Genomic DNA, 21,844 nt, shown 5'->3' on the forward strand with positions numbered 1-21,844 from the left:
GTCGGCGCCGTATCGTGATCAAGCGCACGCGACGCGACCACACCAGCCACTCCAGGCGCGTCGTTCAGTGGCCCCGGCCGCGCGCATCAGTCATCCCACGCGCGACGCAACACCTCCAGCGTCCCGTGGATCCGCTCGACCGTCGATCCCACGGGCGCGATCATCAGCTCGTCGGCGCCCGCGCGACGGGCGAAGTCGGTGAGGTAGTCGCGGACCGCCGGGCCGTCGCCGCACGCTGTGTAGGAGATCATGTGCAGGATCTGGCGGCCGCCGGCGGACTCCATGATCATGTCCAGCTCCTCGTCGCTGAACTCGCGACCGCGGCCGGCCATGAGCTTGACCCGCTGGCGGCGGTACCACTGCAGTTCGCGCCCGGCCCGCTCGGCGTCGTCGTCGGCCACCACGTTGACCGCGGCGATCATGTACGGCTCGGCCAGCTGCTCGCTGGGCTGGAACCGCTCGCGGTACACCGCGGACGCCTGCTCCAGGGCGTCGGGCGCGAAGTGGGAGGCGAACGCGTAGGGCAGTCCGTAGGCGGCGGCGAGCTGCGCGCCGAACAGTGACGAGCCGAGGATGTACAGCGGGATCTTGGTTCCGCGCCCGGGGATGGCGGCGATGCCGCGGGTGCGGGCGAAGTCGGACGGCGAATCTCCGAGGAAGGCCTGCAGTTCGCGCACGTCGTCGGGGAAGTTCTCGGCCGCGGACGGCTCGCGGCGCAGCGCGCGCAGCGTCTGCGGGTCGGTGCCCGGGGCGCGTCCCAGTCCGAGGTCGATGCGGCCGGGGTGGAGCTCGGCGAGGGTGCCGAACTGCTCGGCGATCACGATCGGCGCGTGGTTGGGCAGCATCACGCCGCCCGAGCCAAGCCGGATGCGCTCGGTCCGCGCGGCGATGTGCGCCATGAGCACCGCCGGCGCCGACGAGGCGATCGACGGCATGTTGTGGTGTTCGGAGTACCAGACCCGCTCGTACCCCAGCTCCTCCGCCTTGCGCGCCAGTTCGACCGAGTCCTGCAGCGCCTCCCCCACGGTCTGCCCGGGGCGGACGGTCGCGAAGTCGATCACGGACAGGGGCAGGGCGCGGGCGCCGGGGGCACCGGTATCAGGGGACGTCATGCCCCGTACAACCGGCACCGGATGCGCGCTATTCCTGTAGCGGCCGGTCGGGGGCACACTGGGGGCATGCCCACCGCCGCTGACCGCGCCGACGCCGGCGCCGCCGACAGCCCCGCCGACGTCGCCCGCCTGGTGTCCCTCATGCGCGAGACGGGCCCGCTCGTGCACTGCCTGACCAACTCGGTGGTCCGTCAGATCACCGCCGATGTGCTGCTCGCCGCGGGCGCGGCGCCCGCGATGGTCGATCACCCCGACGAGGCCGGCGACTTCGCCGCGATCGCCTCGGGTGTGCTCGTCAACGTCGGCAATCCGACCGCCGAGCAGGTCGAGGGCATGCACGCCGCGATCTCCTCCGCCCGCGAGGCCGGGACCCCGTGGGTGCTGGACCCGGTCGCGGTGGGCGGGCTCGTGCTGCGGACCCGCCTGTCCACGGCGTGGCTGGAGTCGGGTCCGGCCGCGATCCGGGCCAACGCCTCCGAGACCATCGCGCTCGCCGGCACGGGGGCGGGCGGCCGGGGCGTCGACTCGACCGAGGAGGTGGCCGCCGCGGAGCCCGCCGCCCGGGATCTCTCCGCGCGGTCCGGTGCGGTGGTGGCGGTGACGGGGCCGCGGGACCTCGTCGTCACACATCACGACGGCCTCGAGCGCGCGACGTGGGTCGAGTCGGGTCACCCGTTGCTGCAGAAAGTCATCGGCACGGGGTGCGCTCTGGGCGCGCTCACCGCGGCCTACCTCGGGGCGGCGCGCGCGGCCGGTGCCAACGACCACGACGCGGTGGTCGCCGCCCACGCCCACGCCGGGGCCGCGGGGACGGTCGCCGGCCGCACGTCCGCGGGGCCCGGCAGCTTCGCGGTGGCGTGGCTGGACGCGCTCCACACGCTCACCCCCGAGGACATCGCGGGTCTGGTCACGGTGACGACGGAGTGAGCGACGCACGGCCCGACCGGGACGTGGGCGAGGCTCGGCTCGACCGCGGCGCCGGCGTCGACTGGCGGCTCTACCTGGTCACCGATCCGCACCTCGGCGGCGGGCGCGACGCCGTGCCGGGGATCGCGTACGAGGCGGTGCTCGGCGGGGTGGGCGTGGTCCAGGTCCGGGACAAGGAGGGCGACGACGACGAGTTCGCCACCCACGCCGTCGCCGTCGCCGAGGCCGTCGCGAGGGCCTGCACCGAGACGGGCCGGGTCGTCCCGGTGTTCGTCAACGATCGCGCGGACGTCGCGCGCGAGCTGGGGCTGCACCTGCACGTCGGGCAGCGGGACATTCCGTTCGCCCGGGCTCGCGCGGCGATGCCGGACCACCTCATGGTGGGGCTGTCGATCGAGTCGGATTCCCAGCTCGCCGCCGCGCTGGCGGGTCCGGGTCCGGTGCCGGACGTTATCGGGGTGAGCCCGGTGTGGGCCACGGCGACCAAGACCGACACCGCCGCCGCGCTCGGGCCGGAGGGGGCGGACCGTCTCGCCCGCGCCGCGCACGCTCACCGCTCGGCCGGCGGCGGTGTTCGCGAGGCGGACGGTGGAGTCGGCGGCGCGGCCGGCGGTGTCCGCGCGGTCGGGATCGGCGGGATCACGCCGGCGACCGTCGCGCAGCTGGCGGCCACCGAGCTGGACGGGATCTGCGTGGTCTCGGCGATCATGGCCGCCCCGGACCCGCAGGCCGCCGCGGCGGAGCTGCTCGCGCGCTGGGAGGCCGGGAAATCACTCCCGTCCGAACATGAGCCCGCGTAGCGTCTGCACCGTGAAGAAGAGGACGCCGCTCGAGATCACTTCAATCGAGTTCCCCAGCACCTCCATGCCCGCGACCGCCGAGTTCCTGGAGACCGTGTGCGGCTGGTCGCCCACGGTCTACGGGACCTCGTTCACCAGCCTCATGGGAGGCGGCGTGGACGTGGGCATCCAGGGTGACATCGACGAACAGTCCCCTGCCCCGCTGCTCGTGATCCGCGTGGCCGACCTCGACGAGGCGCGGCAGCGGGTCGAGGAGGCCGGCGGCACGGTGACCTTCGGGCCGATCGACTTCCCCGGTGGCTGCCGCTTCCACTTCCGCGAGCCGGGCGGCAACGAGTTGGCCATGTGGGTGCCCCGCTAGCCCGACCGGGTTGTCGGTCGAGCCCTCACCGCTTCTGCTCGGAGTAGTCGGCGAAGCGTTCCAGGTCGCGAACGTGTCCTGAGACGATGATGACGTCGTCTGCGCCGATGATGGTCTCCGGCTGCGCGTACTGGAACGGACCGCCCGGTGTCTTGATGCCGACGATGTTGACCTTGTGCCGTCTGCGGGGATGGCAGTAGTCGATCGAGTGGCCTATGACGTCCCTCGGTGGCCGCATCTTGACGATGGCGAAGCTCTCATCGAACTCGATGAAGTCCATCATCTGATTGGCCACGAGGTGGGCGACCCGGACCCCGGCGTCGTGTTCGGGGAACACGACATGGTGGCAGCCGATACGGGTGAGGATCTTCCCGTGGGCCTGGTTGATCGCCTTGGCCCAGACCTGGTTGATACCGAGGTCGACGAGGTTCACCGCGACCAGCACGGACGACTCGATCGACGTGCCCACTCCCACGACTGCGGTGGAGAAGTCCCGGGCGCCGAGCTGCTGTAGCGCCTCGATGTCCGTGGCGTCCGCCTCGACGACGTGGGTCAGGGCGTCCGCGTATCTCTGTACGAGTCCGTGGTCACGTTCGACGGCGAGGACTTCGCGTCCCTGGCCGACGAGTTGTGTGGCCAGGGAGATGCCGAATCTGCCCAGCCCGACGATGAGAACTGGGGACTGGCGGCGGGTGCGATCAGCCAATGATCGGCCTCTCTACGGGTAGGCGGTACCTGGTCCGCTGGGCCCGCATGGTCAGTGCGGTGGCGAAGGTGATGATGCCGACTCGGCCGGCGAACATCAGCCCGGACAGAACGTACACCCCCGCCGGCTCGAGTTCAGCGCTGAGACCTGAACTCAACCCACAGGTGGCGAAGGCGGAGATGGACTCGAACAGAGGCCGCCCCAGGTCCTCCCCGGTGAGGATCATCAAGGTCAGGGCGGACACGGATACCAGGGTGAGCCCCATCCCGGCCACGGAGACGGCGACCCGGATCGAGGAGGTGGGCAGGGCCCGCCCGTGGGCGGTGGTGTCCTCCCGACCGCGGGCTTCAGCGAGGAACGCGAGGAAGATCACGGCCAGGGTGGTGACCTTGACCCCGCCGGCGGTCGACACCGAACCGCCACCGACGAACATCAACGCGTCGGTGATGAGCATGGTCGACGCCCTGGTGTCGACGGGATCGATGACGGCGAAGCCCCCGGAACGCATCATCACCGAGGCGAACACCGACTGCTGCAGCTTGTCGGCCACGCCGTCTCCGCCGAGGGTCGCACCGTTGCTCCACTCCAACGCGGCGAACCCCAGGGCACCGACGAGCATCAGGAGCACACTGACCTCGACCGTGAGTCGCGTGTGGAGATTCCAGCGTCCGAGGTGCCACTGGTGCTTCCACAGCACCAGGAGAACGGGAAAGCCGAGGCTGCCCAGGAACACAGCACAGATGAGCGCCCAGAACACGACCGGATCGTCCGCCACCGGCGCCAGGCCCCCGGGGTCGAGGACGAACCCGGCGTTGTTGAACGCGGACACGGCATAGAACACGGCGTGCCAGAGCCCGTCCCCGAACGATCCGTGGTGGGCGATGAGACGGGGTGCGAGGACCAGCGCGATGACCAGTTCCACCAGGGCGGAGGACACGACGATCGTCGTGATCAGCGATCGGACCTCCCCCAGTCCGCCCGCCGACATCCCCGTCTGTGCGAGGAGCCGCGTGCGGACGCCGAACTGTCTGGTGACCGACAGGGCCAGCAGAGACGAGATCGTCACGATCCCCAGGCCACCGACCTGGATGCCCGCGAGGATCACCACCTGACCCGCCGGAGACCAGTGCGTCGCGGTGTCCACCGTCGTCAGGCCGGTCACGGACACCGCGGAGGTGGCGGTGAAGACCGCGTCGTGCAGGTACGCCGGGGCGTCGGAGGCGGTGGCCCACGGCATCATCAGCAGCACCGTGAAGACCACGATCGCCGCTGCGAACGCCAGCAGCGCCGAGCGGGCCGGTGAGCTGTACGTGAACGCGCGGACCGCCCGTGCGCCCGAGGACAAGACGCCCGGGATCGTCGAGACCATGTCGAGAGAGTAGACCCGGCACTCTCCGCTCGCCGGAGGCGCCCGGGGACAGGCGGCGGACGACCGGCGATGCGCGGCGGGCGGAGTCAGCCGCCCGCCGCGAATCCCTCGGGAACGGCCAGGCGCGTGAGCTTGTCTGGATTGCAGTGGAAGTACAGGCGGTCCACACGGCCGTCCACCACCCCGGCCTGCACCACGCGCAGGACCCCGCGGGACACCACGGCCAGCGCGACCTCACCGTTGACCTCGACCGGCGCGACCGCTCCCTCGGCGAGCTCCATGGCCTTGACCAGGAAGTACGCACACTTGCGGGCGCCCACGATGTCGCGCCGGGCGGCGTTGACCTTGCCGTTGCTATCCGACAGGACCCGCGCGTCCGAGGTGAGCACGGCGATCGTCTGCTCGAGGTCGCCGGACATCACCGCCTCCACCAGCCGCGTGATCAGCTCATCCGGCGCGGGCTCGGGCGGGCGCAGGTCGGTCTGCAGCCTGTGCCGGGCGCGGCTGACCCACTGGCGCACCGTGGGCGCGGTGGCGTGCAACGCCTCGGCGATCTGGGCGTAGGGCAGTTTGTAGGCCTCGCGCAGGACGAAGGCGGCCCGCTCCTCGGGCCCGAGCTGCTCATACGCCAGCAGCACCGCGATCCGCAGCTCATCCCGCTGCTCGGCCAGCTCGGCCGGCAGCAGCGCGGTGTCGACGGGTTCGGGCAGCCACGCCCCGATGTAGTCCTCGCGCTTCCGTCGACGGAGGCGGTCCAGGCACAGGCGGGTCGCGACGGTGGTCAGCCACGCCTCGGCGTTGCGGGGAGCGTCCGACGGATCGAGCGCCACGAGTCGGGCCAGTGCCTCGTCGGCGGCGTCCTCGGCGTCCGCCCAGGTGCCGGTGATGCGGTAGCCGATCCCGAGCAGTTGCCCGCGGATCCGCTCGAGCGCCGCCCGGTCGGGCAGGACCGCGCCGGGCGGGGCCGCGCCGGGCGGGGCGGCCTGCTCGCCTGTCGACGCGCCCGTTCCGGCGAGGACGCCCGCGGTCATCGCGGGCTCGTCGGCTCGAGGTCGCTCGGGATCAGCCCGCGTAGCGAGCCCGGGTCCTTCCGGGTCGCGATCGCTATGCGGTTCCACGCGTTGATGGTGACGACGTCCATCAGCACCTGTCCAGCCCCGCTCTCACCGCGGTAGCGCGCCACCTCATCCCAGATCTCGTCGGGGACGGACTCCTCGCCGTCGATGCGGGTGACGGCGTCGGCGAACCGCAGCACCGCCTGCTCGTCCGCCGCGAACTCGTCGGCGTGGGCGGTCCAGTCCTCGGCGGCCGCGATCCGGTCGGCGCTCCACCCGTCCTTGCGGGCGTCGCGGCGGTGCATGGCCGCGCAGTAGCGGCAGCCGTTGACCGCCGAGACGCGCAGGCGGATGAGGTGACTGTCGTCCCGTGAGACCCGGGCCCGGGTATAGGCCTCGAGCGCCAGCATCGACGTCATGGCGCCTGCGCTGACCTGCTTGCGCTGGTCGTTCCTGCTCTGTGGTGTGCTCATGTCCTGTCGACGCACGAGCATCCGGAAACGTGACACCCCCGCGGCGAACTCGTCGGAATCCACGACCCCGCCTCCGCGAATCGGGGCGATCCCCTATGGTGCGGGCGCGCCAGCGGTCATAGCCTGGAAGGCATGGCCGAGCCCGACGACCTGCTGCTCTCCGACGCCGAACGGCTGCACGCCCTCACCGTGCTCGGCGACCACTACGCGTCCGGGCGCCTGGACGACTCACAGTTCCACGCCCGGTCCGGCGACGTGGCCGCGGCCCGCACCCTCGCCCAGCTGCGCGACTCGTTCGCCGACCTGCCGGGCGGGACGCCGCTGACGTCGGTGGACGGCATGATCGTGCAGTCGGCCACGGCGGGCGGCGGGGAGGTCGCGCTCTCGTCGTCGTCCCCGTCGTCTCTCGTGCCGGCTCCCACCGGCGCGCGGACGCCGGCCACCCGCGACGCCGACGCCGACCTCGAGGACCTGCGCCGCCGCGGCAAGCTGGTCGAGTCGCTGGACGGCGTGGTGATCGGGCTGACGCTCATCACGTTCCTCGTCCTGCAGATCGTCGTGGACTGGCAGTACGCGTGGATCGTGTGGCCGTCGCTGGTGCTCACGCTGGGGATCCCGCGGCTGGCGCTGCGGTTCACCGATTCCGACGAGAAGACGTACGAGAAGCTCAAGAAGGCCGACGAGAAGGCGCGCGAGGAGAGGCTGCGGGCGGCGTCGGAGCGGATTCGCGAGCTGGGCGACAGGCGCGAGAAGCGCGACTGAACGCCGCGCCGACCCGATGAGCTCGGGCGGCGGCTGGCTTAGCGGAGCGCGCGACGACCATCGAGAAGACAGTTCGGCACAAGGCCACTCGGCCGATACGGGCGAAACTGTCTTCTCGACGACAGCGGGTGACCGCGCGGCGCGCCGTGACCCGGCACGGGGTCAGGTGTCCTCGAGGGCGACGCCCTTGCGCTCGGGGAGGGTGAAGGCGGCCAGGGCGGCGACGACGAAGGCCGCCGCGAACACACCGAAGACCATCACCGTGTCGCCCAGATCGAGCAGGAACGGGACGAGCAGTGGCGCGATGATGGAGGCGATCCGCCCGAACGCCGCCGCGGCGCCGGTGCCGGACCCGCGGGTGGCGGTCGGGTAGAGCTCGGGGCCGATCGCATAGAGGGCGCCCCACGCGCCGAGGTTGAAGAACGACAGCGCCATGCCGGCGGCGATGATCGTGGCCGGGGAGTTCGCCAGGCCGAACAGGCCCGCCGACGCCGCCGAGCCGACGAGGAACACCGCAAGCGTGACCCGCCGCCCCCAGACCTCGATGAGCCAGGCGGCCACTGCGTAACCCGGCAGCTGGGCGAGCGTGATGATGAGCGTGTAGCCGAACGACTTGACCAGGTCGAAGCCCTGCGAGACGAGCAGGCTGGGCAGCCAGATGAAGGCGCCGTAGTAACTGAAGTTGATGCCAAACCACACGATCCACAACGCGGCGGTGCGGCGACGCAGGCGCGGGGACCAGATCGACTCGCCCGACTCGGCAGGCGCGGCGGGTGCGGCCTCCGGCGCGGTCGCGGCGGCCTCGGCGTCAGACCGACCGGTCGTGGGGACGCCAGCCGCGGCGGCGGGCGGGGGCGTGACACCCGCAGAGGCCTCGTACTCGCGGACGATCCGCTCGGCCTCGTCGCCGCGGCCCCGCGACTCGAGGTAGCGCACCGACTCGGGCAGGCCGAAGCGCACGACCAGTGCGTACGCGGCCGGGACCAGGCCCACGGCGAGCGCCCAGCGCCATCCGTCGTCGCCGATGGGCACCACGAAGTAGCCGATGAGCGCGGCCATGATCCAGCCGACCGCCCAGAACCCCTCGAGGATCACCACCACCCGGCCTCGGATCCGACGCGGTGCGAACTCGCTGACCAGCGTCGACGCCACGGGCAGCTCCGCGCCCAGGCCCAGCCCCACGACGAACCGCAGGACGATGAGCATCGCCACGCCTGTCGACAGCGCCGCCGCCCCGGTCGCCAGCCCGTAGACCAGCAGCGTCGCGGCGAAAACCTGCCGGCGGCCGATCCTGTCCGCGAGCAGCCCGCCGAATGCGGCGCCCAGGGCCATGCCGACGAAGCCGATGGACCCGATCCACGACAGCTCGGTGGGCGTGAGCGACCAGTGGACGGCAAGTGCCGCCATGACGAAGGAGATCAACCCCACGTCCATCGCGTCGAGCGCCCAGCCGATGCCCGAACCGAACAGCAGTCTGCGGTGCTTGCGGGTGAACGGCAGACCGTCGAGGCGCTCCGTGCGGGTCGTCATGTCGGCCACGCTACTTGCCACGCCGGGCGTGTCAGAGAGCCTCCCGGACTGAACAATCCCCGGATCCCAGCGGCGGTCGCGACAACGCTCTTAGGCGGCCGGGCGGCCCGGACCGGTGGAGAGCCGGGAGGAAACGCAGCACACTTCTCTGGTATGAGCGCCACGCCCCTGGATGACGATGTCCGCGACCTGCTCCTCGAGCCCAACCCGTGTGTGATGGCGACGCTGCGCAAGGACGGCTCGCCGGTGACGGTGCCCACGTGGTACCGACTGGTCGACGGCGACCGGATCCACCTCAACCTGGACGCCGGCCGGGTTCGGTTGCAGCACATCCGCCGCGATCCGCGGGTGGCGCTCTCGGTCATCGCGTCGGGCGACTGGTACACCCATGCGAGCATCCAGGGGCGGGTCACCGAGATCGCCGACGACCCGGACCTGTCCGGCATCGACGCCCTCGCCCGCCACTACACCGGCGAGTCCTACCCCACCCGCGACCGGCCGCGCGTGGACGCGTGGGTGGAGATCGAGCACGTCCACGTCTGGGGCCGGCTCCTCGACAACTGACGCGCCGGGGGCCCGCGGGGGCAGGACTGCCGCATCGCCCGCGACGAGGGCGTGGCCGTCCTACGCTGAGGCCACTCACGCCCCTCGACCCGGAGGCCCTCATGTCGGATCGCTATCCCCTCGCCGAACTCGCCGATCTGCCCGATGACCTGCGCGAGCGCATCCTCGCCGAGCAGGAGAAAGCGGGATTCGTCCCCGAGGTGTTCCTGATGTTCGGGCGGCGGCCCGCCGAGTCGCGGGCGTTCTTCGCCTATCACGACGCTCTCATGGAGCGCGAGGGCAACCTGTCCAAGGCGGACAAGGAGATGATCGTGGTGACCATCTCCGGGCAGAACAACTGCCTGTTCTGCGTGGTAGCCCACGGGGCAATCCTCCGGATCGTCAAGAAGGCTCCGCAGATCGCCGACCAGCTGGCGGTGAACTACCGCAAGGCTGATCTGACCCCTCGGGAGCGGGCGATCTGCGACTTCGCCACCAAGGTCAACCTGCGCTCGGACGAGCTGTGCGACGCCGACTTCGCCGCCCTGCACGAGCACGGCTTGGACGACGAGGACGCGTGGGACATCGCCGCGATCACCGGGCTGTTCGGGCTGAGCAATCGACTCGCCAACGCCACGGACATGCGTCCGAACCCGGAGTTCTACCTCATGGGCCGGGTGCCGCGGCAGAAGTAGTCGCTCGCCGGGGACCGTGCGCCGGTGACCGCGGGACGGTCGCCGGCGCACGGGCAGCTGAGCTCCAGCCGATCAGTTCTGCTCGCTCACCACGCCGCAGGCGACGCGGCTGCCACCGTCGCCGGCGTTGCGGGTCTCCTCGTCGGGTCCTTCGGGCGCGTAGCGCTCGGGGATGTTGGCGAGATTGTCGGAGTTCTCGTGGATCATCACGGCCGAGCCGTCGTCGTCCAGGAGCAGGTCTCTGTCGAGTCGGTCGGTCAGCGTCATGATGCGGGCCGTCCCGTCCTCGGTCACGAAGAGCGGTGGGAGGTCGCCGGCGTGTTCGGGGTGGCCCGCTTCGCCGTCGGGGCCGGCGAGGTGACCGCCTGCGGACAGGAAGGCTCCGCGCTCGCCCGGCTCGTTGGGGTTCTCACTGTCAGGCTCGCAGAGCCCGATGCCATGGATGTGGAGGCCGTGGAACCCGGGCGTCAGGTCGGTGGCGTCGACGGTGACGAGCGTCCCGCCGCCGGCCTCGGCGAACTCCGCCGTACCGCGGGCCTCGCCCTCAGGGTTGACCAGTTCGGCAACCGCGAAGACCTCGTCACCGCCGGTGCCTCCATCCGCGCCGCCTTCGGTCACGGTTGTCGTCGCGGTCTCTTGGGGCTCGACATCGCCCTGAGCCGCCGGCGAATCCTCCCCGGTGCCGCATGACGCGAGCAGGAGCACGGATGCACCGAGGGCGGCGAGTGGCATTTTCTTGCGCGAAAGTCGGGCAATGGACACGGTGCGTTCGGTCATGGAACCTCCTCGGACGGCGTCGTGTGCATCACGGTACCGAGAGGCACCGTCGCTGCAACCGCCTTGCGCGACAGCGATTCTCGGCCCAGCAACGCAACCGTGACGCGTTAGCACAAAGTAAGCCCGTTCTCGCCTAGCTGACCTGGCGTTTTGTTGATCTGCCAGCGGACGAATCGGACATTCGCCCTGCAGCTTCCGCGGCCGACTCGTCTCGCCCAGTTAGAGACGCTGGCCTGCAACAACTTTGACGATCAGTGCGAAGCGCCCATCCGCCAGTTGTGACCCTGCGTGATGTTCGTTACGCAAACTTGTCGGAAGACTTGCAGAACCTGAGAGGGGGATGCATACTCTTCTCAGTCCCCGCACAGATTCCCTCTGGCCCTCCGCGGGGCGCCCCTCCCCCTCGGGCCCACGGGCTCAATCCCCCTCTAGAAAGGGTTCATCATGAACCAGGCGTTCTACGCTCTCGCCACCCTCCAGGCCTTCTTCTCCGATCGCCTGGACAATCGCAAGGACCGCGGCGCGACCGCCGTCGAGTACGGCCTGATGGTCGGGCTGATCGCCGTGGCAATCATCGCGACGGTGTTCCTCCTCGGCGACAACCTCAGTGACCTATTCAGTGGCGTCGCTGAGGACGTTGGCAATCCGGCTGGCGCCGGCGCTGCCGCTGGCGACGGCCAGGGCTGACCCTTCTAATGCAGTCCGGCGCGGCGCTCCTCGCGAGCGCTGCGCCGGAGTCCGGCGAGTGTTCCTACCCGGACCGAACAGTCCCTTCACTTCCCAACCGTCTCGTCCCTCGCTCGACAGGCGCCGCAATGTTCACGCCCTCACGTGACCGCGGAGCTGCAGCGGTCGAGTTCGCGCTTATTCTGCCGATTCTTCTTCTCCTGGTAATCGGCATTCTCGAATTCGGCCGGGCATACCACGTGCAAACCACCCTCTCCAATGCCGCGCGCGATGGCGTCCGGGTGATGGCATTGCAGGACAGTGCCACAGCTGCACGTACAACGGCCAAAGACTCCGCGCCAGGTCTCCCCCTCACCGACTCGATGATCGACGTCACCCCTACTCGATGCGCATCAGACACCACCGCCCCCGGCCAGGTGTCGGTAACCATCTCCTACCCGTTCACGCTGGTCTCCGGCTTTCTCTCCCTCGATGACTTCACCCTCACCGGCAGGGGGACCATGCGATGCTTCGGCTGAAGGATGACCGGGGCGCGGTCGCCGTCATCGTCGCGATCCTCATGGTGCCCCTCATGGGTTTCGCGGCGATCTCCCTCGATATCGGGCCCTTCCGGATTTAGAGTGCGTTGATCCGATTCTGGAGCTGTCCGGAGTGGATCAGTGACCGCAAGATGTAGTGCTTGAGGTTTCGGAAGCCCAGGGCGATTCCGCGGAGGTGCTCGAGGCGCCCGTTGATGGCCTCGACGGGGCCGTTGGAGGCGTCCACGTCGAAGTAGGCGAGGATCTCGCGGTGCCGCTTCCACAGTGACCGGCCAAGTTGGGCCAGCTCGGGGAGTTCTTTCGGTACACCGGCCCGGATGGAGCGCAGGAGCTTGTACATCGCGATCTTGCCCTCCCGCTTGCCCGAGGCCTCGTAGGCGGCGATGAGTCGCTGGTAGACGCCGTAGGTGACCTCCACCGCCGCGTGTGCATCATGGGCGGTGAACGCTTGGAACAGGCGCATCTTCTGCTTGTCGGTCAGCAGGTCAGCGCGGGTACGCAGGGTGCGGCGGATGCCGTACAGCGGGTCGCCGGTGCGGCCCCGGTGCCCGGTGGTGGCCTGCTGGATGCGTTGGCGGCACACGGTGAGCTTGTCGGCGGCAAGGTGCACGACGTGGAACGGGTCCATCACCGTCCGGGCAGCGGGCACCGCGCTGGCGGCGGCGGTGTGGTAGCCGGCGAACCCGTCCATCGTGACCACCTTGATGCGGTCCCGGAACGCCTGGTCACGGGCGTCGAGCCAGTCGGCGAGCACCTTCGCTGAACGGCCCGGGACCATGTCCAACAGGCGGGACGGGCCGGTGCCGTCCACGACCGGGGTCAGGTCCACCAAGACGGTGGCGAATGAGCTGCTGCCGTCGCCGCGCACGTGCTTCCATTTGTGCTCATCGACTCCGAGAACGCGGACGCCGTCGAAGTGTCCGGGCTGCTCGTAGACCATGGAGCGGATCTTCGAGACCGCCAGGTCGTTGACGAGATCCCAGCCCAGCCCGAGGGCCTTGGCCACCGCGGACACGCTGGTGCGGTCGATCGCCAAGCGCTGCAGGATCCAGCGGCTGCAGCGGCGGGTGGTCTTGGCCCGCGGCTCAGCCAACGCCGGCATCCGCTGCTGGAAAATCCTCGTGCCGCAGTCATCGTTGTCGCAGGTGAAGCGCGGTACCCGCACATGCAGCCTGGTCGGGTGCCCGACGATCGGTAGATCCGTGACCTTCCGCTGGACGTGGTCTCGCAGGCGCCCCGCCATCCCGCACCCGGGGCAGATCGGGTCGAGTGTGACCGGGGCGCAGAACAGGTGCGTGAGCTCGTCGGCCACAGCGGCGTCAGTGATGGTCACCCCGAGCTCGACGGTGCGGCAGATGGTGTCGGCAAGCAGGCTGGCGGTAGCGTTCAAAGCGGGTCCTGGGGATGCGAAGTGCTGGTGTAGGAACTTGCATCTTCACACGCCCCAGGACCCCTACATCTTGTGCCTCACCGCATCACCGGCGAACCCCAGCTACGCACTCTAAATCCGGAAGGGCCCGATATCGCTGCGACACACGCCGTGAAGCAACAGCTTCAGATCGGGGCCGACGCGGCAGCCCTGGCGATAGCCCAGGACTGTGCACGGAAAGCCTGCGGGTCCCCACGTGCCACCGCTCAGGACTTCGCCACGTTGAACAGCAACTCGGGCGAGGCTGTCGCCACTGTGCCCGCGGTCCCCTCCGCCTCCACCGGGAGGGTGACCGTCCACAACTCGGCGGTGCGCGAACACTGGTTCGCTCCCGTTCTCGGTGTCGACAGCACCGCGCTCACCACCACATCCAGTGCGGGATGGGGCGGGCCGACAGGCGGCACCGCGGCGCTGCCCCTCATCATCTCGCTCTGCGACTTCAACAAGTTCTCGGTCGGCGGGATCCCGACAGGAGTGGAACAAACGATCGTCACCACGCCCGCCGGCACGTGCTCGGGCGCGGGAGGGAACTCACCGACGATCGTCCCCGGCGGTTTCGGCTGGCTGGAGACCGACGCGAAGAAGAGCTGTTTCACCACCACCAACATCAACACGAAGGCGTACAGCGAACCCGGAAACACCCCGAAGCAATGCGACCTCTCGACGATCCGCGGGAAGACCATCCTCATCCCGCTCTTCGACGAGGCTGACCTCACCAGCTCCGGCGGCAACGGCAGGGGCGCCTGGTACGAGGTCTACGGGTACGCGGCTTTCCACGTCACCGGGTACTACTTCTCCGGCCAGAGCTGGAACCCGCCGTGCGACAAGAACCAACGCTGCATCCGCGGCTACTTCACCTCGATGGTGAACACGGACCCCGACTTCACCTACGGCCCGGACGCCCCAAACCTCGGCACATCCGCCGTCTACCTACTACCTGACTAGTGAGAGACCAATGAACCGACGTCTCGTCTCGGCTATTGCGGCCGGGGTGCTCGCGATCCTCGGCGCGGTGTTGCTCGTCAGCTACGTGAACAACGCCGACAGCCGCGCGATGGCCGACATGGACCCCGTCGAGGTCTTGGTAGTGTCCGCACCCATCGCTCAAGGAACGCCGGCAGAGGAGATCGCCGAATCGGTCACCACCCAACGGCTGCCCCGAGCCGCCGTCGGCCCGAACCCCGTCCAGTCGATCGCGGAAGTTGCGGGCCGGGTAGCCGTCACCAACCTACAGCCGGGCGAGCAGGTCTTGAACGCCCGGTTCGTCACCCGGCAGTCGCTAGAGCGGTTCGGCGGTATCCCGGTCCCCGACGGATACCACCAAGTGACTATCCCGCTCGACGCCGCCCGCGTCGTTGGCGGCACCGTCACACCCGGCGACACCGTGGGCATCTTTGTGACTAACGGCAACGGAGCGACCCGGCTAATCCTACGGAAGATTCTCGTCACTCGAGTCCAGGGTGGGCTCGGCGCCTCCCAGCCGGACGAAGGTGTTGAGGACCCGGACGCGGCTCCCGAGCCCGAGGGGGGCGCGCTAATCACCATGGCACTCACCACCGGCCAGTCTGTTGACGTCGTCAACGCCGCCGAGCACGGGACCATCTGGCTTTCCCTCGAAGATGAAACCGTCCCCCAGGACGGCACCCCGCGGGCCAACTACATGGACTTTTACCGATGAGCCGCATACTGATCGCCTCCGACTCCGCCGACCTACGCGGAAAGGTCGCCACCGCGGCCGGCGCGCCCGTCTCGGTCATCGCCGGCACCGCGCTGCCGGCAGGTCCCCCGCAGCTGTTCCAGCGACTGGGCGCGGGCGCGCCGATCCCGCAGGTCGTGGTGATCGACACCTCCACGGGGCTCGACGACGCGCTTGGGCTCTCGTCGAGACTGTCCGCCGAATGTCCGGGCATGGCGGTGGTGTTGGTGACCGACCAGCCCGACGCCCTCGCCCTATCCGCGCTGCGGGCCGGGGCGTGCGACGTCGTGCACCCCGAGGCCGAGGTCCCCGAGTTCGCCGAGATCCTGCGGCGCGCGACCCAGGTCGCCGCCGCCTCGGCCCCGCAGAACCTCGCCGACGGCGCCGGCAGCGGCAACGGGGACTCCCGCGGCCGCGTCATCAGCGTCGTCTCCCCCAAGGGCGGCGTCGGCAAGACGACGGTCGCCACCAACCTCGCCGTCGGCCTGGCCCGCTCCGCGCCGCACTCGACGGTGCTCGTCGACCTGGACGTGCAGTTCGGCGACGTGGCCAGCGCCCTCAACCTCGATCCCGAGCACACGCTTCTCGACGTGGTCCGCGGCCCGGCCGTGCAGGACTCGATGGTGCTCAAGACCTTCCTCACCCAGCACCAGACCGGCCTCTACACCGTGTGCGCGCCGGCCTCCCCCGCCGAGGCCGACGACGTCACCTCCGCCGACGTGGCCCGCCTGCTGCAGACACTGGCCTCGGAGTTCCGCTACGTCGTGGTGGACACCGCCCCGGGCCTCGACGACCACGCGCTCGCCGCGATCGACCAGGCCGACGAGCTGGTCCTCATGACGAGCCTCGATGTGCCGGGCGTGCGCGGCCTGCGCAAGGAGATGACCGTCCTGCGCGACCTGGCCATCGCCGTCGACAAGCGCCACATCCTGGTCAACTTCGCCGACCCGCGCAGTGGCCTGACCAAGGCCGACGCGGAAGCGACCATCGGCGCGAGCCTCGACCTGGTCCTGCCCCGCAGCAAGGCCGTGCCCGTCTCCGTCAATCAGGGCCTGCCGCTCCTGCAGAGCGACACCCGCGACCCGATGACCAAGCAACTGCGCAAACTCGTCGACCGCTTCACGCCGGCACCCATGCGCCCGGCCCCGACCGCCGCGCCCGTCACCGTGGGTGGCCGCCACCGTCTCCGCAGGAAGCGGGTGAAGGCATGAGCCTGTCCGAACGCCTCCGCGCCGCGCGCGCCACCACCGGCGCCACCCTCGATGCGGCACCTCCGGCCGACACCGCCGCGCCATCCCCCGCCGCGCCGGGCTCGGCGTCGTCCGTGGTGACCCCGACGGCGACGACGACGAAGCCGGCCGCCGCGGGCGGTCCGCAGACTCCCGCGACCGCGGGCGGGCCTCCGGCCGACGACCCCACGGCCGATCCGTTGATCGCCCTCAAAGAACGCGCGGCCACCGCGTTGTTCGAGCGTATCGGTGCGCGTCTGAACAACCCCTCGCTCACCGAGGACCAGCTCCACACCATGGTGCGGGCCGAGCTCAACAAGGTCGTCGAGGACGAGACCGTTCCCCTGACCGGCGACCAGCGGCAGCGCCTCATCTCCGACGTCCAGGCCGACGTCCTCGGCCACGGCCCGCTCGAGAAGCTGCTCGACGACCCGGACATTACCGAGATCATGGTCAACGGGCCGGACATGATCTTCGTCGAGCGCGCCGGTCAGCTCACCCGTCACCCCTCGCGGTTCACCTCCGAGGACCACCTGCGGCAGGTGATCGAGCGGATCGTCTCCCGCATCGGTCGCCGCGTCGACGAGTCGTCCCCGCTGGTCGACGCCCGGCTCGCGGACGGCTCCCGCGTCAACGCGGTGATCCCGCCGCTCGCGGTGAACGGGTCGTCGCTGACCATCCGTAAGTTCTCCAAGGACCCCTTCCAGGTCCACGACCTCATCCGCTTCGGAACGCTTACCCCGGAGATGGCCGAGGTCCTGCAGGCGTGTGTGCAGGCTCGACTCAACATCATCGTCTCCGGCGGCACCGGCTCCGGTAAGACCACCCTGCTCAACGTGCTGTCCTCGTTCATCCCCGAGGGCGAGCGGATCGTCACCATCGAGGACGCCGTCGAGCTGCAGCTACAGCAGGACCACGTGGTCCGGCTCGAGTCCCGGCCCGCGAACATCGAGGGCCGCGGTGAGATCACCATCCGCGAGCTCGTCCGCAACTCGCTGCGTATGCGTCCCGACCGGATCGTGGTGGGCGAGGTCCGCGGCGGCGAGACCCTCGACATGCTCCAGGCGATGAACACCGGCCACGACGGCTCACTCTCCACCGTTCACTCCAATTCGCCACGTGACGCCATCGCCCGCCTCGAGACGCTCGTGCTCATGGCGGGCATGGACCTCCCGCTCCGCGCCATCCGGGAGCAGATCGCCTCCGCCGTCGACGTCATCATCCAGCTCACCCGCCTGCGCGACGGCACCCGCCGCATCACCGCCGTCACCGAGGTCCAGGGCATGGAGGGCCAGACGGTCACCCTGCAGGACGCGTTCCTCTTCGACTACTCCGCCGGCGTGGGACCCGACGGGAAGTTCCTCGGTAAGCCCGTCGCCACCGGGGTCCGCCCGCGGTTCACCGACCGGTTCGCCGAACTCGGCATCACCCTGTCCCCCCGCGTGTTCGGGGCCACCACCGACGGAGCGGGAGCCATCCGATGACCGCGTCGCTGTTCTCCCCCGCCGCGTTCGGGCTCGCGGCCGTCACGGTGGCGATCGCGGTCCTCACCTTCCTGGCGCTCGCCCCCGCCCGCAACCACATTCCCCGCGAGCGTCGGAGGCCCGACCAGGCCCCCGGCCCCGGCCTGCTGAACCGCACGGCCACCGCGCTGACCGAGGCGATCGACTCCCTCCTGCGCCGCCGCGGGACCACGGGAGCCGGCCAGCTCGAACGCGCCGGTGTTCGCATGGGTCTCCAGGACTACGTCTTCCTCGTCGTCGTCGCCACGATCGTCGCCTTCGCGCTGGGCCTCATCGTCATCGGCCCGCTGATGGGCGTGTTCCTCGCCCTCCTCGCCCCTGCGGGCGGATACGTGCTGCTGCAGGTCCTCGCCGCCCGCCGACGCGCGGCGTTCGCCGACCAGCTCGACGACTCGCTGCAGCTCATGGCCTCGAGCCTGCGCGCCGGCCACAGCCTCCTGCAGGCGCTGGCCTCCGTGGCCCGCGAAGCCGAGCAGCCCACCTCCGAGGAGTTCGCGCGGATCATCAACGAGACCCGCGTCGGCCGCGAGCTCGCCCCCGCTCTGGAGGAGACCGCCAACCGGATGGGCAGCCAGGACTTCGTGTGGGTCACCCAGGCCATCGCGATCAACCGCGAGGTCGGCGGCAACCTCGCCGAGGTCCTCGACGGCGTCGGCCACACCATCCGCGAACGCAACCAGATCCGGCGGCAGGTCCAGGCGCTGGCCGCCGAGGGCAAGCTCTCCGCGTATGTCCTCATGGCACTGCCGTTCGGCATCGGCGGCTTCCTGCTCGTCTCCAACCCCTCTTACATCGGTGTCCTCACCCAGAGCCCGCTCGGCTGGGGGATGATCGCCGCCGGCGTCGTCATGCTCACCATCGGCGGCATCTGGCTGAGCAAGGTCGTGCGCATCAGGTTCTGACCAGGGCCGCGGTTCTGACCCGGGGCCCATCCCACCGCCCCTCCCCTCCCCCCCCTCTTGCCCCGTCTCCGCGAAAGGAGGCCCCTGCGATGCCGTTGTCCGCCGCACTGGCCGTGTTCGTCCTGACCGCGTCCATGTTTCTTCTGGCCTTCGCCGTGTTCTCGGGCCGCGACACCGTCCGCGCGCGCACCGTCGCCAACCTCCGCCGCGGCATCGACGACGGGTTCGCCTCCCAGGTCGACCTGACCGGCGTCGACGACGACGATTCCCGCAGCCGCCTGTACGAGGTCGCCCGCCGCCTGACTCCGGTCGGCACCGTCCGCCGGCTGGAGAAGCTGTCCATCCGCGCGGGGCGGCCCCGCGGCTGGTCGATCCAGCGGCTGGTCGTGGCCAAGATCGTGGTGCCGCTCATCGTGGTGCTGCTGGGCCTGGCGCTGCTGAGGACCAACCCGGAGCCGCTGCTGATCCTTCTCACGCTGGGGACCGCGGTCGTCTGCTACTTCCTGCCCGAACTCCTCCTGCAGAGTCGTGGCCAGGAGCGCAACGACGAGATCGCGCTCGAGCTGGCCGACACCCTCGATCAGATGACGATCGCCGTGGAGGCCGGCCTCGGCTTCGACGCCGCCATGGCCCGCGCCGGCCGCAACGGCACCGGTCCGCTCGCGCAGGAGCTCATCCGCACGCTGCAGGAGATCCAGGTGGGGCAGTTGCGGCGCACCGCCTACGAGCAGCTCGCCCTGCGCACCGACGTGCCCGACCTACGCCGGTTCATCCGCGCGATCATCCAGGCCGACGCCTACGGCATCTCCGTGGCCGACGTGCTCCGCACCCAGGCGTCCGAGATGCGGCTCAAGCGTCGGCAGCGGGCGGAGGAGAAGGCCCAGCAGGTGCCGGTGAAGGTGATCTTCCCCCTGCTGGTGTGCATCCTGCCCGTACTGTTCATCGTGCTGCTCGGTCCGACCGTCATCAACATGATGGAGGCGTTTTCCTGACGTGACCACCCCTGTCACCGCCCTGATCTGCGCCCTCCTCTGCGGTGGGGCCGCCGCCGCGCTCACCCGGTGGATGCGCCGCCTCATCGAGTCCGACTCGCGTTGGCTGCGCAGCGGACTGCACATTCTCCTCTCCGCGGCGGGTGGCGTCGGCGCGACGGCGCTCGCGACGAACTGGGCCGAGCTGGTGGCGTTCGCCGCACTCGCGGTGGCGTGCGGCCTGCTCATCGCGATCGATCTGGCGGTGTTCCGGCTCCCCGACGCGATCGTGGGGCCGCTGTACCCCGTCCTGTTCGCCGGGCTCGCGGTGTCCGCCTGGCTCACCGACGACTGGGCAGGCCTCGGACGGGCCGCCGCGGCAGCCCTCGCTCTGCTCGCCTTCTACTTCGTCCTGGCACTGATCAACCCGTCCGGCCTCGGGTTGGGTGACGTCAAGCTGTCGGGCGCGCTCGGGGCGTTCCTCGGCTGGCTCGGCTGGCCCGCCGTACTCGCCGGCACCCTCGCGGCGTTCGCCCTCAACGCCGTCGTCGCCCTCGTGCTTCTCGCGTCCCGGCGGGTCACCGCCAAGAGCGGCATCGCGTTCGGCCCCGCGATGATCCTCGGCGCGGTGCTCGGCGCCGCCTACTGGGTAGCGCGCTCAGCTGCCCTCGCGGGTTAAGCGGGCCGGCGAGCCGCGCGGTCGGCGGCCCCGCGACCGCGTTCCCGGCGCAGCCCCGACAGTCGCCGGCCCAGCGCCACGACCACCACGACCACCGACGCGATCGCCGCGGTCCACACCAGGGCGGCCGACTCGTGCTCGCCCGAGGCGCGGCCGTACGCGACCCAGGCCAGGCCCCATGCGGTGGCCAGCGCCGGCGGGATCCGCCCGCCGCTGATGAGCGCGGTGGCCACCCCGACCCCCGCGGCCACCACGATGCCGACGATGCCGAACGGCACGCTGGTCACCACGTCGACGCCTGCGCTCGCGAGCCACGCGAAGGTGTTGGCGAAGAACGCCACGGACACCCAGCCCAGGTACAGCCCGAAGGTGCCGTCGGTGACCACGGCCTCCGGGATGCCGCCGATGCGCGGCGCGCCGAGGATGTACAGGATGCGCACGAGCACGGCCAGCAGCAGCACGATCACGATGACCGAGCCCAGGATCAGTTCCAGCTGGACCGCCCAGATCCACGCCGCGTTGAGCAGTACGGAGGCCAGCGCCCACGGCCGCAGGGCCGCCTGCCGGGCCGAGCGGCGGGCGGTCGGGGTGAGTTGCCACAGGGCGTACGCGGCGAGGCCGATGTAGATGACGCTCCAGATGCTGAACGCCGACGCGGCGGGGGCGACCGGCGTGGCGTCGGCGGACAAGACTCCGCCGGCGGCCTCGGCGATCGGGGTGCCGCCCATCGCGCCGCTGCCGAAGAACGCGGCCACGATCGCGGCGGCGGTGCCCAGCACGGTGATGATCGGCAGCGCCCAACCGGTCGGGGTGGCGAGGGCGCCCGGGCCGGCGGGATCGAGGGGCCCGCCGGGCTCACCGTGGTGGGCGGCGCGCGCGTCGGCCGCTACGGGGCTATCGGTCGCAGGATTCGTGTGGGACCTCATGTTTCCACCACACCACACACGCGGCCGCCTCGCAGCCGGTCGCGGGCCCGTCGCGCCGCCCGGTCACAGCGCTGATCAGGCGAAAGTCGCCGCGGCCAGCCCGGAGCGATGATGGTGGCGGTTCCTCGCTCGCCAGCCTCGCGGATGTCTCGC

24 protein-coding genes are annotated in these 21,844 nt (G+C 70.4%); 15 read left to right on the forward strand and 9 right to left on the reverse strand.

Annotated features, from left to right (window positions below; genetic code table 11):
- Nucleotides 1-86: 86 nt before the first annotated feature.
- Nucleotides 87-1,112, reverse strand: a complete 1,026-nt coding sequence (locus C3V38_RS04950; RefSeq protein ID WP_070720270.1) for an LLM class flavin-dependent oxidoreductase — start codon at nucleotides 1,110-1,112, stop codon at nucleotides 87-89.
- 66 nt (nucleotides 1,113-1,178) lie between these two features.
- Here C3V38_RS04950 and thiM point away from each other — a divergent pair, with 66 nt between their 5' ends.
- From thiM to C3V38_RS04965, 3 genes are read left to right on the forward strand one after another with little or no spacing between them, the layout of a single operon-like run.
- On the forward strand, nucleotides 1,179-2,039 hold the full coding sequence (thiM, locus tag C3V38_RS04955; protein ID WP_106385184.1) for a hydroxyethylthiazole kinase: 861 nt from the start codon (nucleotides 1,179-1,181) through the stop codon (nucleotides 2,037-2,039).
- Nucleotides 2,036-2,839, forward strand: coding sequence for a thiamine phosphate synthase (locus C3V38_RS04960; RefSeq protein ID WP_106385185.1), 804 nt, complete (start codon nucleotides 2,036-2,038; stop codon nucleotides 2,837-2,839). Before thiM ends, C3V38_RS04960 begins: the two co-directional genes overlap by 4 nt.
- Complete coding sequence (locus C3V38_RS04965; RefSeq protein ID WP_165001068.1) at nucleotides 2,826-3,200, forward strand: VOC family protein; 375 nt, start codon at nucleotides 2,826-2,828, stop codon at nucleotides 3,198-3,200. Before C3V38_RS04960 ends, C3V38_RS04965 begins: the two co-directional genes overlap by 14 nt.
- A 25-nt stretch (nucleotides 3,201-3,225) precedes the next feature.
- Here the strand turns inward: C3V38_RS04965 and C3V38_RS04970 are convergent, their stop codons facing one another.
- From C3V38_RS04970 to C3V38_RS04985, 4 genes are all read right to left on the reverse strand, one after another.
- Entirely contained in the window at nucleotides 3,226-3,906 is a 681-nt protein-coding gene (locus C3V38_RS04970) for a TrkA family potassium uptake protein (protein WP_106385187.1), read from the reverse strand.
- Entirely contained in the window at nucleotides 3,899-5,275 is a 1,377-nt protein-coding gene (locus tag C3V38_RS04975; protein ID WP_106385188.1) for a TrkH family potassium uptake protein, read from the reverse strand. Before C3V38_RS04975 ends, C3V38_RS04970 begins: the two co-directional genes overlap by 8 nt.
- Nucleotides 5,276-5,361: 86 nt before the next feature.
- On the reverse strand, nucleotides 5,362-6,306 hold the full coding sequence (locus C3V38_RS04980) for a sigma-70 family RNA polymerase sigma factor (RefSeq protein WP_106385189.1): 945 nt from the start codon (nucleotides 6,304-6,306) through the stop codon (nucleotides 5,362-5,364).
- A complete protein-coding gene (locus C3V38_RS04985; protein WP_106385190.1) occupies nucleotides 6,303-6,866 on the reverse strand; it encodes a carboxymuconolactone decarboxylase family protein in 564 nt (187 codons plus the stop codon). Before C3V38_RS04985 ends, C3V38_RS04980 begins: the two co-directional genes overlap by 4 nt.
- A gap of 69 nt (nucleotides 6,867-6,935) precedes the next feature.
- On the opposite strand from C3V38_RS04985, the gene C3V38_RS04990 reads away from it, so the two are divergent.
- Nucleotides 6,936-7,565: a DUF1707 domain-containing protein gene (locus tag C3V38_RS04990; protein WP_007625866.1), complete on the forward strand. Its 630-nt coding sequence runs from the start codon at nucleotides 6,936-6,938 to the stop codon at nucleotides 7,563-7,565.
- 162 nt (nucleotides 7,566-7,727) lie between these two features.
- Here C3V38_RS04990 and C3V38_RS04995 read toward each other — a convergent pair whose 3' ends face one another.
- Entirely contained in the window at nucleotides 7,728-9,095 is a 1,368-nt protein-coding gene (locus tag C3V38_RS04995) for an MFS transporter (RefSeq protein ID WP_106386366.1), read from the reverse strand.
- Nucleotides 9,096-9,248: 153 nt separating this feature from the next.
- On the opposite strand from C3V38_RS04995, the gene C3V38_RS05000 reads away from it, so the two are divergent.
- Nucleotides 9,249-9,659 (forward strand): PPOX class F420-dependent oxidoreductase, encoded by a 411-nt coding sequence (locus C3V38_RS05000; protein ID WP_106385191.1) that lies wholly within the window; start codon nucleotides 9,249-9,251, stop codon nucleotides 9,657-9,659.
- A 101-nt stretch (nucleotides 9,660-9,760) separates the two neighbouring features.
- Nucleotides 9,761-10,333: a peroxidase-related enzyme gene (locus C3V38_RS05005; protein WP_106385192.1), complete on the forward strand. Its 573-nt coding sequence runs from the start codon at nucleotides 9,761-9,763 to the stop codon at nucleotides 10,331-10,333.
- Nucleotides 10,334-10,405: 72 nt separating this feature from the next.
- Here C3V38_RS05005 and C3V38_RS05010 read toward each other — a convergent pair whose 3' ends face one another.
- Complete coding sequence (locus C3V38_RS05010) at nucleotides 10,406-11,110, reverse strand: superoxide dismutase family protein (RefSeq protein WP_106385193.1); 705 nt, start codon at nucleotides 11,108-11,110, stop codon at nucleotides 10,406-10,408.
- Between the two features lie 444 nt (nucleotides 11,111-11,554).
- On the opposite strand from C3V38_RS05010, the gene C3V38_RS05015 reads away from it, so the two are divergent.
- Nucleotides 11,555-11,797: a Flp family type IVb pilin gene (locus tag C3V38_RS05015; protein WP_106385194.1), complete on the forward strand. Its 243-nt coding sequence runs from the start codon at nucleotides 11,555-11,557 to the stop codon at nucleotides 11,795-11,797.
- Between the two features lie 128 nt (nucleotides 11,798-11,925).
- The gene (locus C3V38_RS05020) at nucleotides 11,926-12,315 is read left to right on the forward strand and encodes a TadE/TadG family type IV pilus assembly protein (protein ID WP_106385195.1); all 390 of its coding nucleotides are present in this window, start codon (nucleotides 11,926-11,928) and stop codon (nucleotides 12,313-12,315) included.
- A gap of 97 nt (nucleotides 12,316-12,412) precedes the next feature.
- On the opposite strand, the gene C3V38_RS05025 is transcribed toward C3V38_RS05020, so the two are convergent.
- On the reverse strand, nucleotides 12,413-13,726 hold the full coding sequence (locus C3V38_RS05025) for an ISL3 family transposase (RefSeq protein WP_106385009.1): 1,314 nt from the start codon (nucleotides 13,724-13,726) through the stop codon (nucleotides 12,413-12,415).
- A 261-nt stretch (nucleotides 13,727-13,987) separates the two neighbouring features.
- On the opposite strand from C3V38_RS05025, the gene C3V38_RS05030 reads away from it, so the two are divergent.
- The 7 genes from C3V38_RS05030 to C3V38_RS05060 all read left to right on the forward strand — a co-directional run bounded on the left by C3V38_RS05030 (nucleotide 13,988) and on the right by C3V38_RS05060 (nucleotide 20,765).
- Complete coding sequence (locus tag C3V38_RS05030; RefSeq protein WP_217354160.1) at nucleotides 13,988-14,710, forward strand: hypothetical protein; 723 nt, start codon at nucleotides 13,988-13,990, stop codon at nucleotides 14,708-14,710.
- Nucleotides 14,711-14,720: 10 nt separating this feature from the next.
- Complete coding sequence (locus C3V38_RS05035; RefSeq protein WP_106385196.1) at nucleotides 14,721-15,443, forward strand: Flp pilus assembly protein CpaB; 723 nt, start codon at nucleotides 14,721-14,723, stop codon at nucleotides 15,441-15,443.
- A complete protein-coding gene (locus C3V38_RS05040) occupies nucleotides 15,440-16,672 on the forward strand; it encodes an AAA family ATPase (RefSeq protein ID WP_106385197.1) in 1,233 nt (410 codons plus the stop codon). The genes C3V38_RS05035 and C3V38_RS05040 overlap by 4 nt, the downstream gene beginning before the upstream one ends.
- The gene (locus C3V38_RS05045) at nucleotides 16,669-18,174 is read left to right on the forward strand and encodes a CpaF family protein (protein ID WP_106385198.1); all 1,506 of its coding nucleotides are present in this window, start codon (nucleotides 16,669-16,671) and stop codon (nucleotides 18,172-18,174) included. Before C3V38_RS05040 ends, C3V38_RS05045 begins: the two co-directional genes overlap by 4 nt.
- Entirely contained in the window at nucleotides 18,171-19,115 is a 945-nt protein-coding gene (locus tag C3V38_RS05050) for a type II secretion system F family protein (protein WP_106385199.1), read from the forward strand. Before C3V38_RS05045 ends, C3V38_RS05050 begins: the two co-directional genes overlap by 4 nt.
- Nucleotides 19,116-19,204: 89 nt before the next feature.
- The gene (locus C3V38_RS05055; RefSeq protein ID WP_106385200.1) at nucleotides 19,205-20,107 is read left to right on the forward strand and encodes a type II secretion system F family protein; all 903 of its coding nucleotides are present in this window, start codon (nucleotides 19,205-19,207) and stop codon (nucleotides 20,105-20,107) included.
- A 1-nt stretch (nucleotide 20,108) separates the two neighbouring features.
- Nucleotides 20,109-20,765 carry an A24 family peptidase gene (locus tag C3V38_RS05060; RefSeq protein ID WP_007633021.1) on the forward strand — a complete coding sequence of 219 codons (657 nt, stop codon included), beginning with the start codon at nucleotides 20,109-20,111 and terminating at the stop codon, nucleotides 20,763-20,765.
- Here the strand turns inward: C3V38_RS05060 and C3V38_RS05065 are convergent.
- Nucleotides 20,762-21,691 (reverse strand): tryptophan-rich sensory protein, encoded by a 930-nt coding sequence (locus tag C3V38_RS05065; protein WP_106385201.1) that lies wholly within the window; start codon nucleotides 21,689-21,691, stop codon nucleotides 20,762-20,764. The genes C3V38_RS05060 and C3V38_RS05065 overlap by 4 nt on opposite strands.
- Between the last annotated feature and the right edge of the window lie 153 nt (nucleotides 21,692-21,844).

The sequence above is a fragment of the Dietzia sp. oral taxon 368 genome (assembly GCF_002999155.1).
GTDB lineage: Bacteria > Actinomycetota > Actinomycetes > Mycobacteriales > Mycobacteriaceae > Dietzia > Dietzia cinnamea.